Raw genomic sequence first — 14,100 nt, 5'->3', positions numbered from 1 at the left:
GACTAAGTATCCATGAATTTTTAATTTTGTATTAATTTGATTTTCAGTGAATATAATTAAATATTGAAATATGAGTTAATAATTGAATAAACCAATAATGAATTTATTAATCTTTATTATTCTTTAAGTAGATATTTATTTTCCTTTTGGAATTAAATAATATAGAAATTTAGGGGGAAAAATATGAAAAGAAAGATGATTATTAAAAAATTAAGTGTTTTAACTTTAGGTACTATTTTTACATCTAATATTCTTTTACCTTCAACATTAATTTATGCTTTTCCAACAGAAGGGATAAATCATAATATCGAAAAAGAGGAGAAAAAAGAAATAAAGGAAAGTAATTATTCTCAAATTGGAGGAGTAGAAAATTTTACTCAAAATGAAAACGATGTATTATTGGATTTAAGTACAGGAGAAAAGATTAGAATATCATTCTTGAAAGAGGATGTTTTAAGAATTTATATGGATCCTACAGGAGAATTTCAAGAGGAGCCAACTCCAAATAGTAAGGACCATATTACTAAAATAATTAATAAGACTGAGGAAGAATATGAAAATCCTACTCCAATAGTGGAAGATGGAGAAATAATAAAAATATCTACAAGTGCTGTTCAGTTAAGAATAGAAAAATCAACTGGAAAAATGGAGCTTTTTAATAAATTAAATAATAAAACTGTATGGAAGGAAGCTGAACCTTTAAAGCATAGAGTAGACGGTACTATTCAGACTCTTGAGTCAAATGAAGATGAATATTTCTATGGTGGAGGAATGCAAAATGGTAGGTTCTCTCATAAGGGTAAAAAGATAAATATTAAGAATGAAAATAATTGGGTAGATGGTGGTGTTGCAAGTCCAAATCCATTTTATTTTTCAACTAATGGGTATGGAGTTATGAGACATACATTTAAACCTGGTGAGTATGATTTTGAAGTTTCTGCATCAGGTAAAGTTACAACAAAACATGAAGAGAATCGTTTTGATGCTTATTATTTTATTGATGAAAAACCAACAAATATAATAGATAAGTTCACAGAACTAACAGGAGAACCAGTTTTGTTACCTGAGTATGGATTTTATTTAGGACATGCAAACTGTTATTCTCGTGACTGGATAAATGATGAAACAGGACAAGAGTCTCAAACACAAAAGCCTGGTTTTGATAGACAAGAGAGTTTAATGGTTGATGCTAAAAAAGTAGTTGATGACCATGTTTCTAATGATACACCACTTGGATGGTTTTTACCTAATGATGGTTATGGTTGTGGATATGGACGCGAAGAAAGTATAGATGGAAACATAGCTAATTTAAAAGAATTTGTTGATTATGCAAGAGGCTTTGGAATTCAAACAGGACTTTGGACACAGAGTTCTTTAAAACCTACAGGAAATCAAGAGGCTTATCTTGAGCGTGATATAGATAAGGAAGTTGGGGTTGCTGGCACAAATGGAGTTAAAACAGATGTGGCATGGGTTGGAGCAGGATATTCATTTGCACTTAACTCAGTTAGACAAGCTGCTGAAGGAATAATAAATAATTCAAAAGATAAGGCAAGGCCATTTATAGTAAGTTTAGATGGATGGGCTGGAACTCAGCGTTATGCAAGTATTTGGTCAGGAGATCAATATGGTGGAGAATGGGAATATATAAGATTTCATATACCAACATATATAGGGGCTGGTCTTTCAGGTCAACCTAATGTAGGATCTGATATGGATGGCATATTTGGAGGAAGTAAATTAGTACAAACTAGAGATTTTCAATGGAAGACATTTACTCCAGTACAAATAGATATGGATGGATGGGGAGCAAATGCTAAATATCCATATGTATTTGGAGAGCCTTATACTTCAATAAATAGAATGTATTTAAAATTAAAAGCAGAAATGATGCCATATAATTATAGTATAGCTAATGAAGCTACTAATAATGGAGTTCCTATGATAAGAGCTATGATGCTTGAATATCCAGAAGAATATACTTATGGAACTGATACACAGTATCAATATATGTGGGGACCTAATATGTTAGTTGCTCCTATATATCAAAATACAGATGGTGATTCAGAAGGTAATGATATAAGAAATAATATTTATCTTCCAGATGAAGAGCAAATTTGGATTGATTATTTTACTGGAAAGCAATATAGGGGTGGTGGAGTATTAAATAATTTTGAAGCTCCTTTATGGAAATTGCCTATCTTTGTTAAGAATGGAGCAATAATTCCAATGACTAGTGAAAATAATAATCCAGAAGAAAGAGATGATTCCCATCGTATTTATGAAGTATATCCAAGTGGAGATACAAGTTTTGAGGTTTATGAGGATGATGGTTTAACAACTGATTATAAGGAAGGAAAATCAGCTAAAACTATGGTAACTTCTAGTGCTCCAAAGACTGGAAAAGGAACTGCTGTTATTAATGTAGGATTATTAGAAGGAGACTATAATGGAATAGTTTTAGATAGATCAACAGAGTTTATAGTTAATGTAAGTGAAAAACCAAGCAATTTAGGTGTTACTTTAGGTGGTAATGATGTTCAGCTAACAGAAGCGCAAAGTTTAGAAGAATTTGAAAAGGGAAGCAATATGTATTTCTATGATGAAACTCCAAATCTTAATAAATATGCTACTGAAGGTTCAGAATTTGCAAAGGTTGAAATTACTTCAACACCTAAGCTTCGTGTAAAAGTTGATAAAACAAATGTAAAAGAAAATGAAGTTAAATTAACCATTGATGGATTTAATAATACTCAAGATATTGATAAAAATGAAGTGAATGAAAGTTTGGGAGTTCCAGGTAATTTTAGGGCATCAGAAGAAGATATAACTCCTGAATCTATAAAATTAACTTGGGATGAAGTTGAAGGTGCTACAACTTATGATGTTGAAATTGATGGAACTATATTTAAAAATATCAAAAATACTGAGTATTTAGATACAGGATTGAATTATGATACTGAATATAGTTATCGTGTAAGAAGTGTAAATAAGGATGGACATTCTAATTGGAGTGAATTGATAAAGGTAAAAACTGATTTAGATCCATACAGAAATGTGCCTAAGGATATGAAAACAGAGTGGAAATGGGGACAATATAGCAGTGATGAACCAAGTAAGGCTGTTGATGGAGACGATTCATCACAATTCCACTCACAAGATAGTGCTATAGATAAACCATTTATAATTGATATGCAAAAGGCATATACAATAGAGAAATTAGAATTATTATTTAGAAAAAATGGTAATGGTTCTGTTAAGAGAGCAGAAATATATAGTAGCTTAGATGGAGTAACTTATGAAAAAGTATTTAGTAATGCTGAAGGTTCAGATATAGCACCATGGGCTACTGATGGAGAAGTTAAAACTATAAACTTTAATAAGCCAATAAAGGTTCGTTACTTTAAGATTGTAACTAAGGAATCTATAGGAAACTTCTTGGCTATGAGAGAGTTTAGACCTTATAAGGTTGATGGAACTAATGGACAGATTGTAGGAGATTGGAATAATAGTGGTTCAATAGAAGAGGGAGATTTAGTATTCCTAGAAAACTATGCTGGATTAACTACTGCTGACTCTGATTGGGGCTATGTATCAATGGCAGATTTAAATAACAATGGTTTGATTGATGCTTACGATATATCTTATGTTTCTAGTAAATTGGAAGGTGGAGTAAAACCTTCAGAAGGATTAGAACTTCAAGGAGATATGATGCTTGTACCAAGTAAATCTGAAATTAAATCTGGTGAAACATTTACTATTGATTTAGTAGGAACAGGTCTTTCAGATATTAATGCATTTAGTGCAGAAATTCCTTTAGATTCTACTAAGTATGAGTATATTAAGACTGAAGGAACTGTTTCCACTTCTGGAATGAAAAATCTTTCAAAGGCAAGGGTTCATACAGATAATACTCAACATGTTTATGTGAACTTTACTAATATAGGAGATAATGTAAAAGTAAATGGAACAGATACAATTGCTAGAATAACATTAAAAGCTAAACAAAATATTACCTGGGATATGGAGATTAGCAATGCTTTATTAGTAGATAGCAAGTTAAATTCTAAGTCAGCTATTGCTAAAATTATTGATTTAGAAAGTGAATTACCATCTGGAAGACCAAATAGTAGTAAGGTTTCAAAAGAAAACATTACTGTAAGTGGTGACTCAAGTCAATTACAATCAGGAATGGGATTAGATAAATTAATAGATGGAACAACAAGTAGTGATGATAGTTCGCGTATGGATTTAAAATGGATATTTACTTCTGATCAACAAGATAAGGGAACTCTTCCTTTTGAAATGACCTTTGAATTTAATGAACCAAAAACTTTAGAAAATTTTACTATATACAATAGAATGAATTCAAATGGAACCATAAATATTGCAGCCATGAAAAAGGTTAAGGCTGTTGGATATTTAAATGGAGAAGAATTTGATTTAGGAGAAAAAGCTAATATTACATCGGCTACAACTGTTTATGAATTAGGTGGAAAAGAATTTGATAAGATTGTAATTACTGCTTTAGATTCTCATAAAGATAAGAATACTTTAGCTATAAATGAAATTGAATTTTATGAGAAGAGTGAAGTGGAAACAACAGGAATAAGTTTCGCAGAAAATACTCCAGAATCAGTATATTTAAATAGAATTACTCCTATTTTTGCAGAAGTTACACCTGATAATGCAAATAACTTAAACTATAGATTAGCCTCAGAAAACCCTGATATTTTGCAAATTTTACGTGTAGATAGAGAGGATAAAGCAACTTATTATTTACGTGGATTAAATCCTGGAGTAGCAAAATTAGTTGCAACTACTGCTGAGGGAAATCATAAAGTTGAAAAAGAAATAGTTGTTTTAGATGGAATTGATAAAACTTTATTAACTAAAGCCATAGAAGAAGCTAAATCCTATGAATCTTTAAGTGAGATATATACTATTGAATCTTATGAAGCTTTACTTGAAGCTATTAAACATGCTGAAGATGTATTAGAAAATAGTTCAAGTGAAAAAGAAATTGGAGATGCAATAATAAATTTAAGAAGCAAAATTTCAAAGTTAGAAGAACGTGAAACTGTAGAGGAGGATAAGATAGATTCTAGCAAGTTAGAAGCTATTTATGCAACTAGTGAAGCAGATAGAGATTATAAAGAGAATGCTGTAGATGGAGATGAAAATACCATTTGGCATTCAGCTTATCAAGCTGCAGATAAACTACCAGTATCTATAACAATTAAGTTAGATAAAGCTTATGATCTTAATCAAATAGACTATTTACCAAGACAAAACAGTAGAAATGGTCATGTTACTGAGTATAAGATTGAAACAAGTTTAGATAATGAAAATTGGACTGAGGTAAGAACAGGGAACCTAGAAGTTAATGAAGCTGGTAATGCTTTGGCTAATAGAGGATATAATCCTATAAGATTTAATACTATTAATGCTCAATATTTAAGATTTACAGCCCTTAAAACTTTAGGAGATACAAATAATAAGTATGCAAGTGCAGCTGAATTAGTATTCTACGGAAAAGAGGGGAAAGTAAGTGCTGAATCTATTACATTAGAAAAGACAGAGTTAAAATTAAATGTTAATGAATCAGAGCAACTAAAAGCTGTATTAAATCCTATAGAAAGTAATGATACTATTACTTGGACTTCAAGTGATGAGAGCATTGCTAAAGTAGATGAAAATGGAGTAGTTACTGGAATAGGCAAAGGAGAAGCCTTAATCACTGCTACAATACCTAATGGAAAATCTGCTACTTCCAAGGTTATAGTAGAAGATAGCGTTTCTGAGGAAATAATAGTTAGTCCAGTAAGAGACTTTAAAGCTTCTCAGGTTAATAAAAAAGATGTAACTGTAACATGGACTACTCCAGAATCAACTACTGGATTAGAAGGATATATACTCTATAGAGATGGAAAGAAAGTAGCTAAGTTAGAAGCGGATGAAACTTCATATATGTTTAATAAATTAAACAGACATACAATTTATAATTTTAAGATTGCAGCTAAGTATTCAAATGGAAAAATTTCAGAAAAGTCATCAATAACTATTAGAACAGCAAGGTAGATATTATCAAGTAATAATTATTCAAGGAGGATAAGTATAATTTTATTACTCCTTGAATATAATGATATACATTTTAGGGAGAGGGTTAAATTATGAGAAAAATAACAAAGATAGTATTTATATTTATACTATTACTCAATTTAGTTGGTTGTATAGAAGGAAATTATCTTAGAGATACTTCTAAAGGGAGTATAGTAGAGATTAAATTAGATAATGCTATTACAATTGCTGAAAAAGAAGAATCTATTATACTTTTTACTCAGTCAACTTGTAAAGATTGTATAAATTTAAAGAAGATATTAATTCCTTATTTAGAAAATCACAAAGTAAGTATTCATGAAGTTGTTTTGGATAATGAAGGAACATCTAAAGAGGAAATTCAAAATAATAGAAAGAAAATAAATAAGGTTTTTCCAGAATTTGATTCTACCCCTTCAATGTATTATGTGAAAAATGGAAAAATAATTGATGAAATTTTTGAAGTAAAAAGTGAAGAAGAGTTAGATCAATGGGTTATAAAAAATAAGCTTGATGCTAAATAAATTATGGTGAAATTATTAATTAGGTTTATAAGAGATAAAATCTTTTATAAACCTTTTTATTAGTCATATTTTAAATTTTTATATATATTTAGACTTAAATAGCTTTTATATCTAGAAATAAACATTTATTTTAAATATAATATTTTCATTAAATTAATATTAAAGTTTATTTGTTAGCTATATATTTTTTATATAATATCTTTAAGCTTTTTTTTAGAGGTGATGATTTTGGGGAATTATATACTAGACACTAATGTTATTATAAAACTTTGGAATAAAGAAGAATTTAATGATATTTTACAGGAAAATGAAATTATAATTATAGATGAAATACTTAAGGAACTAGCAAAAAAAGAAAGAATGTTATTTAATGGTGAATTAATAATGTCAGAGCGTTTTATGAAGTTAATTCCTTATAGAATTGAATTAGATAATATAATGGCAGAAAATTTTATTAAAGAGATAAATTTTGATCATATAAAAGGTGAATTTTATTATTATAATGGAAAAAAGATAAGCAAAAATGACTTGTTACTTATAGTAGCTTTGAAAGAAAAATGTGAATTTTCTTTGGTTACAGAGGATTTTAATTTAAGTTATATTGCTAAAGAGTTATTAGGAGAAAATAGAGTTCTAAATATAAAAGATATTCTAATGTAAATTATAAGCTCATATTTGATATATATTTAAATCTTATGTATTATATTATATAGCAAGTTAAGTTTAATATTACTTTAACTTTAATCTATGATGGATATTTATAATGGGTCAATTTTTAAGGAGAAAATTTACTTAAAGACACTAATAAAAATCAGAGATAAGAGTTTATTTTAGAAAAATGTTAAGTTTAACTTTAATAATAGATTGTAAGGTGAGTTTTAATGGATGATTTAATAAAAGCAATTGATAAGATTACAGAAGAGGAAATCATAAAACTAGTAATTAGTAATAAATTAAATAAGGATACTGAATATAAAAAAATAGTATTTCAGCTTAAAGAAAAAAATAAAAAGGATTTTTATCAAATAGAGAAATATACTGAAAAACAAGTTTTTCATGAAAATATAGAAAAAAAAGAACTTAAAGAGAAGGTAGAAGAATTATTTATTTCTAAATACAAGCAATTAAATGCTTTTTCTAAGGAAAGTTCTTTCGATCTTAAGGTTTCTAAAAAGGGAAAGGTATTTTTAGGAATTAAGAAAAATAATGAGGTTTTAAAAGTTTTAAAGAAGGAACATAATAGAAAGAAAAACTACATATTAGAAGAGGGAATGATTATAGAGCCTCTTATAGACTTAGGAGTTTTTACTAAAGAAGGAAAGGTTATAAACTCTAAATATGATAAATACAAGCAAATAAATAGATTTATAGAAATAATAGATGATGAAATAAAAAAGATAGATCAAAAAGAGCTTACAATATTAGATTTTGGATGTGGTAAATCATATTTAACATTTATATTATATTATTATTTTGTTGAAATCAAAAAGATAAAAGTTAATATGATAGGATTAGATTTAAAGGCTGATGTTATAAAAAAATGTAATGAAATAGCTAAAAAATATAATTATGAAAATTTACATTTTGAGCTTGGAGATATAAATGGATTTAAATATAATAATAAAGTAGATATGGTAATAACATTACATGCTTGTGATACAGCAACAGATTATGCTTTATATAATGCAATAAAGTGGAATAGTAAAATGATATTCTCAGTTCCATGTTGTCAACATGAATTTAATAGTCAAATAGAAAGTGAAAAGTTTTCTATACTTACTAACTATGGAATAATTAAAGAAAGAATATCAGCACTTATGACTGATTCAGTTAGAGCTAATCTTTTAGAGTGTGCAGGATATAAAACTCAGCTTTTAGAATTTATAGATATAGCACATTCACCTAAAAATATATTAATAAGAGCAACTAAAGGAAATGTTTCTAAGGCTAAGAAAGAAAAGTCTTTAAATGAGGTTAATAATCTTATGGATGAGTTTAATTTAAGCCCAACATTATATAAGCTTTTAAAAGATGATAACTTAATATAATTAATAAAACCTTTAATTTAAGTAAGTTTTTTATTTAATTAATATTTTAAGAAAATTATAAAATTCGTAATAGCTTTAAAGTTAATAAGTTTTTAAAACAGAGAGGAGAGTTTTTAAATTACTTTCCTCTCTATTTTTGGTTTACTATTAATTAATATTTGATTTTATTAAAAAATATAAAAAAATACTTGTAATTATAAAAATATTATGTATAATTATTTGTGGAATAACGAACTATTTAATTTAAAGATAATATATAGTTCGAATAAACACTTTTAGGAGGGGCAAATTGAATATATTAAAAAAGACAACAAGTGTATTATTAGCTATATTAATTACAAGTTTTAGCTTAATTGCATGTGAAAGCAAGAAAAATGTAGAAGCATCTAAGGAAGAAAATACTATAGGAATCATAGGTGCTATGAATGAAGAACTAGAAGTACTTCTTAAGGATATGAAAAATCAAAAGGAAGTAAAAAGAAATGATTTAACTTTTTATGATGGAGACTTATGGGGGCAACATGTTGTAGCTGTTGTATCAGGAGTAGGAAAAGTTAATGCAGCTTCATGTACTCAAATATTAGCAAGTGAATTTAATGTTAAATCTTTAATAAATATAGGGGTTGCTGGAGGAGTATCTAAAGATATATATCCAGGAGATATAGTTATAGGTGATACATATGTACAACACGATGTAGATGCATCTGTTTTTGGAGATAAAATCGGACAAATACCTAGAATGGATGTTTATGATTTTAAAGCTGATGAGAAATTATTAAACTTAGCAAAAGAGGCTGCAAAAAATGTTCCAGAGGTTAAAACTTATGTAGGAAGAATAGTATCTGGAGACCAATTTATTGCAGATAGTAATAAAGTTAAAGTATTAGATAAAGAGTTTAATGCTAAGGCAGTTGAAATGGAAAGTGCAGCTATAGCTCAAGTTGCATATCTTAATAAAATTCCATTTGTAATAATACGTTCAATATCAGATAATGCTAATAATGGGGCTCACATGGATTATAAAGAATTTATACCTGTGGGAGTTAAAAATTCAACATCAATACTAAAATCAATGTTTGAAAATATGTAATAAAAAATCCAACTTAAATTTAAGTTGGATTTTTTATTATTGAAATTAAAACTTTGGATTTATTTCATCTCTTTGAATTCTTTTTATCTCTTTTAATCTTAAGTTAGTAACCTCTTTTATTTTATCGAAGGATTCACCATCAATAATCATTTGTTTAGCTATGTCATGGGCTGATTTATTATTATTCATTTTAAATACCTCCTAAAAAGAAATTCAATATATATTGTTCCTATAATTTTAGAAGATATTCTTTGAGAACATAGCTAAAAAAGTTAATATGTTACAATATATAAGGTCTTGTATTAAAACCTTATAATAAGACTTAATTTATAAAAGACTTTAATATTAATTAGTCTTCATATAAATATTTTCTTGTCATAGGAAGAGTGTTGTTTATTCCTTTTGAGAATAGAATTTGATGTATGTCAATATCCCAATAGTGGAATGCAGCTGCACAAGTAGCAAGATATAAATGCCACATTCTTAAGAATTCATCATCAAACATATCTCTTTCTTCATCTAAATGATTCATGAAGTTTTTACACCATTCTTCTAATGTTTTCATATAATGAAGTCTTAAACTTTCTACATCTAATGTACGGAAGTTAATATCTGCTGCAATATTAAGCTCTTCTCTTAATGTTGGAAGGTATCCACCTGGGAATATGTATGTTGTGATCCATTTGTTTCCTTCTGTCTCTACAAGGTTAGTTATGTTATGTAATAGGAATAATCCACTTTCTTTTAATACAGAATCAACATTTTTGAAGAATAAAGGTAAGTTAGCGTGACCAACATGTTCTGCCATACCAACACTAACAATTCTATCAAACTCTAAGTTGGATTTTTCTAAGTTTCTATAATCCATTAATTGAACATCAACTAAATCTTCAAGTCCTTCTTGTTTTATTCTTTCTTTAGCTTTCTTAAATTGTTCTTCACTAAGAGTTATACCTAAAGCTTTTACCTTATAAAGTTTAGCAGCTTCTATTATTAAGTAACCCCAACCACAACCTATATCTAATAAATGTTGACCTTCTTTTAAATTAAGTTTCTTTAATATGTGATGTATTTTATTCATCTGGGCATCATAAAGTGTATCTGTTGGATTTTTAAAATATCCACATGAATAACTCATTGTTTTATCTAACCATAAACTATAAAAATCATTACCTATATCATAGTGATGTGCTATATCTTTTTTTGATTTTATTAAAGATGGAGCTTTTATTTTAGAAGCAAGTCTAAATACTGTATTTTTGTTCATAAAGCTATCTTTGTTACGAATAATACTTTCAAAGAATTTTTGAAGATCTCCTTCTATATCAATATCACCTTTCATGTAGGCTTCACCTAAAGCTACACTAGGATCTGATAAAAGTTCTTTTTTACTTGGGAAATTTTTTATAATAAGCTTGAATTCAGGTTCTCCTTCACCATACTTAATTATTTCACCATCCCAATATTCTAAGTCAAAAGGTCTATCTGAAAGATGTTCAGCTATTGATTTGACTATATTTTTGTTAATTTCCATAAAAAAAATCACCTCATTTAATATTTATATTTTTATGATACTCCATATTTGTTAAAAAATCTTTCGAAAAATGCACTTTAATTCCTTAAATTTACTGAATCTAATAAATTAATCAAAAAATACTTAAAAATACTCATAAAAATATTTAATAAAAAAGAGAAAATAATAAAATAAATATATTTTATGGAAAAAATAATAATAAATTCAATAAAATTAGTAAATTGGTGTGAATTTAATAATTTTTAATAGTTATTTACTAAATAATATAAATTTGATATTATTTTTAATGGTACTAAAATTAATAGAAAATTAATAAAACTAAGGAGGAAAAGATGAGTTTATTAAAAAAATTAACTTTAGGTTTAATGGCAGTATCTACAACTGTAACTTTTATGGCCTGTTCTGGAAATAAAAGTAATGAAACAAATACTTCTATTAAATCTTTAAGCACAAAAGAAGTACAAGAAAATTTAAAAGATAATTCTTGGATAGCTGTTGATACACGTTTAAGTGATTCATATAATGGGTGGATATTATATGATGAAGCTAGGGGAGGACACATTCCAAATGCAGAGGACTTTTCTGCAAACTGGATAAAGGTTGATGCTAAGGATAAAGAAAATAAATTAGATGAAGCCTTAAAAACTAAAGGGATAACTACAGATAAGAACATAATATTATATGATGCTAATGGAGAAGATTCAAAGGTAGTTGCTGACTATCTTTCAAAAAAAGGATATAAAAATCTTTATTCATATGATATTAAAGAGTGGGCTAGTGATAAAGATCTTCCTTTAGAGAAATATGAAGACTATAGTTTAATAGTTCCTGCTAAAATATTAAAGGAAGTTATTGATGGAAATAAACCAGAAACTTTTGAAAATGCTAAAAACATAAAAGTACTTGAGGCAAGCTGGGGAGATGAAAATCAAACATATGGAAAGGGACACGTTCCTACAAGTGTACATATAAATACAGACACTATAGAACCACCTCCAACTTGGATGCTTGCAGATGATAAGACATTAACTCAATTTGCTTCAGACTATGGAATTAATAAAGATGATACAATAATACTTACAGGTGCTGAGCAAATGGCAGCTTATCGTTTAGCTAGTGTTTTAAAATACATGGGTGTTAAAGATGTAAGAGTATTAAATGGAGGCGATGGAGCTTGGACTAGTGCTGGATATGAATTAGAAACTAAGGTTAATCCTAAAACTCCAGGAGTAGATTTTGGTGCTACTATACCAGCAGATCCTGAAGTAATTACTACTATACCAGATCTTAAAGAAGACCTTAAAAAATCTGACTTTACTTTAGTTGATAACCGTACTTGGGATGAATATATAGGTAAAATATCAGGATATAGCTATCATGATAAAAAAGGCCGTATAGAAGGTGCTGTTTTTGGATACGCAGGAGTAAATGGTCCAACATCTTTAGAGTATTATAGAAATGTAGATAATACAATGAGAAATGGATATGAAATAGAAAAAATGTGGGAAGATCAAGGAATAAACTTAAAAAATCATCTTGCATTTATGTGTGGTAGTGGATGGCGTGCAGCTGAGGTTTACACTTATGCTAATGTAATGGGACTAAAAAATACATCTATATACAGTGATGGATGGATTGGTTGGAGTAATGGTGGAAATCCATCAATTACTGGAGAGCCTACAAAATAGTTCATGGATAAAATAAAAAAAATACTATATCCAATAATAGTAATAATTCAAACCATATTATGGATTGGGGTAATTGCTATTCAATATTTAACTAATAAAAAAGCTGGTGTAATGCACCATGTTTATTTTAGGAAATATCAATATTCAAATAGCATAAGTATTGAAAATTTAAATATTTTATCAATTATAGCTTTAATTATATCTTTAGTATTTTTTATATGGTTTATTTATTCTATAAAAGCTAAAAAGAGTGGTTTTTATAAAATTCAAACTATAATAACAAGCATTATGGCTATTATATTAATTCTTGTTATAAAGCTAACATTTTTTCAAAATCTTTTAGCTTATTATTATTTTATAATCATAGGAATTATAGTTTTAGTAATTCAGATTTTATGGAATGTAATTATAGCTATAAAATATAAATAACAAAAAACAAATCATCTTAGTATTTAATTAAGGTGGTTTGTTTTTATTTTGTCTAGATTTTAATAATTATTAATTTTAAATAGGAATTTAAATAAATAATTATTAGCTTTAAATTTTAGAAATTTATTTTATAAAAGAACATATAATTATTTACTTATTTTATGAAGTTTAAAACAATTATTAATAATACTCATTTAATATCGTATATAATATACTCGTAAATGAATATTAAATTAAAAAAGAATAAATAAAAAAATATATAAAATAATAAATAAGAAAGAAAAATTTAAAGGAGGAAATAAAAATGAATGATAATCAAGTAGTATCTTTTAGAGATGAAAATGGAAAAAAGATTGAATATCTGGTTTTAGAACAAAAATTAATTTGTGGTGCAGAATATGTAGCAATGGCACCTAAAAATGATAAGACTCATGTGGAACTATTTAAGATTAATTTTGATAAAGATTGGAATGAAACTTTAGATTCTGTAGAATCTGAAAAGGAAATAAATATGTTTAAGCAAGTGTCTAATTTGAAATTTTAATAATTTATATTTAATTTAAAATAAGTACATATAAATTAGAATTTGTCACTATAAAACATATCTATATAAATATTATAATTGTTTTAGGCTCTGTTTTAAGTAAACCCTAACTTTTAAAACAGAGCTTATTTTAAAAAGATTTAG

10 protein-coding genes are annotated in these 14,100 nt (G+C 27.3%); 8 read left to right on the top strand and 2 right to left on the bottom strand.

The features are described from left to right. Positions 1–183 precede the first annotated feature (183 nt). The 5 genes from I6G60_RS09980 (at position 184) to I6G60_RS09960 (ending at position 9,761) form a co-directional block, all read left to right on the top strand. Entirely contained in the window at positions 184–6,081 is a 5,898-nt protein-coding gene (locus I6G60_RS09980) for a discoidin domain-containing protein (RefSeq protein ID WP_110077434.1), read from the top strand. Between the two features lie 92 nt (positions 6,082–6,173). After that, the gene (locus I6G60_RS09975) at positions 6,174–6,623 is read left to right on the top strand and encodes a thioredoxin domain-containing protein (protein WP_011590659.1); all 450 of its coding nucleotides are present in this window, start codon (positions 6,174–6,176) and stop codon (positions 6,621–6,623) included. A gap of 228 nt (positions 6,624–6,851) precedes the next feature. Further along, a complete protein-coding gene (locus tag I6G60_RS09970; protein WP_057231393.1) occupies positions 6,852–7,283 on the top strand; it encodes a PIN domain-containing protein in 432 nt (143 codons plus the stop codon). Positions 7,284–7,504: 221 nt separating this feature from the next. Beyond that, positions 7,505–8,671: a class I SAM-dependent methyltransferase gene (locus I6G60_RS09965; protein WP_110034728.1), complete on the top strand. Its 1,167-nt coding sequence runs from the start codon at positions 7,505–7,507 to the stop codon at positions 8,669–8,671. Positions 8,672–8,960: 289 nt separating this feature from the next. Then, positions 8,961–9,761, top strand: a complete 801-nt coding sequence (locus tag I6G60_RS09960; RefSeq protein WP_110034729.1) for a 5'-methylthioadenosine/adenosylhomocysteine nucleosidase — start codon at positions 8,961–8,963, stop codon at positions 9,759–9,761. 45 nt (positions 9,762–9,806) lie between these two features. Here the strand turns inward: I6G60_RS09960 and I6G60_RS09955 are convergent, their stop codons facing one another. Both I6G60_RS09955 and I6G60_RS09950 read right to left on the bottom strand, forming a co-directional pair. After that, positions 9,807–9,950: a hypothetical protein gene (locus I6G60_RS09955; protein ID WP_003458600.1), complete on the bottom strand. Its 144-nt coding sequence runs from the start codon at positions 9,948–9,950 to the stop codon at positions 9,807–9,809. A gap of 160 nt (positions 9,951–10,110) precedes the next feature. After that, positions 10,111–11,295: an SAM-dependent methyltransferase gene (locus I6G60_RS09950; RefSeq protein WP_003448915.1), complete on the bottom strand. Its 1,185-nt coding sequence runs from the start codon at positions 11,293–11,295 to the stop codon at positions 10,111–10,113. Positions 11,296–11,627: 332 nt separating this feature from the next. Between I6G60_RS09950 and I6G60_RS09945 the strand changes: the two genes are divergently transcribed. The 3 genes from I6G60_RS09945 (at position 11,628) to I6G60_RS09935 (ending at position 13,956) form a co-directional block, all read left to right on the top strand. After that, the gene (locus I6G60_RS09945; protein ID WP_110034730.1) at positions 11,628–12,983 is read left to right on the top strand and encodes a rhodanese-like domain-containing protein; all 1,356 of its coding nucleotides are present in this window, start codon (positions 11,628–11,630) and stop codon (positions 12,981–12,983) included. A gap of 3 nt (positions 12,984–12,986) precedes the next feature. Beyond that, positions 12,987–13,412: a hypothetical protein gene (locus tag I6G60_RS09940; protein WP_025647771.1), complete on the top strand. Its 426-nt coding sequence runs from the start codon at positions 12,987–12,989 to the stop codon at positions 13,410–13,412. A gap of 304 nt (positions 13,413–13,716) precedes the next feature. Next, positions 13,717–13,956 carry a DUF1292 domain-containing protein gene (locus I6G60_RS09935; RefSeq protein WP_003448834.1) on the top strand — a complete coding sequence of 80 codons (240 nt, stop codon included), beginning with the start codon at positions 13,717–13,719 and terminating at the stop codon, positions 13,954–13,956. Positions 13,957–14,100: the final 144 nt, after the last annotated feature.

The sequence above is a fragment of the Clostridium perfringens genome, from assembly GCF_016027375.1.
Lineage (GTDB): Bacteria > Bacillota > Clostridia > Clostridiales > Clostridiaceae > Sarcina > Sarcina perfringens.
The sequence above is the reverse complement of the archived record's forward strand: the minus strand, read 5'-3'. Positions and strand labels throughout refer to the sequence as shown.

What these genes read in the sequence shown, in the direction of transcription:
- I6G60_RS09940 (WP_025647771.1), top strand. Translation starts at nt 12,987, where the DNA reads ATGGATAAAATAAAAAAAATACTATATCCAATAATAGTAATAATTCAA.
- I6G60_RS09955 (WP_003458600.1), bottom strand. Translation starts at nt 9,950, where the DNA reads ATGAATAATAATAAATCAGCCCATGACATAGCTAAACAAATGATTATT.
- I6G60_RS09965 (WP_110034728.1), top strand. Translation starts at nt 7,505, where the DNA reads ATGGATGATTTAATAAAAGCAATTGATAAGATTACAGAAGAGGAAATC.
- I6G60_RS09950 (WP_003448915.1), bottom strand. Translation starts at nt 11,295, where the DNA reads ATGGAAATTAACAAAAATATAGTCAAATCAATAGCTGAACATCTTTCA.
- I6G60_RS09935 (WP_003448834.1), top strand. Translation starts at nt 13,717, where the DNA reads ATGAATGATAATCAAGTAGTATCTTTTAGAGATGAAAATGGAAAAAAG.
- I6G60_RS09980 (WP_110077434.1), top strand. Translation starts at nt 184, where the DNA reads ATGAAAAGAAAGATGATTATTAAAAAATTAAGTGTTTTAACTTTAGGT.
- I6G60_RS09945 (WP_110034730.1), top strand. Translation starts at nt 11,628, where the DNA reads ATGAGTTTATTAAAAAAATTAACTTTAGGTTTAATGGCAGTATCTACA.
- I6G60_RS09975 (WP_011590659.1), top strand. Translation starts at nt 6,174, where the DNA reads ATGAGAAAAATAACAAAGATAGTATTTATATTTATACTATTACTCAAT.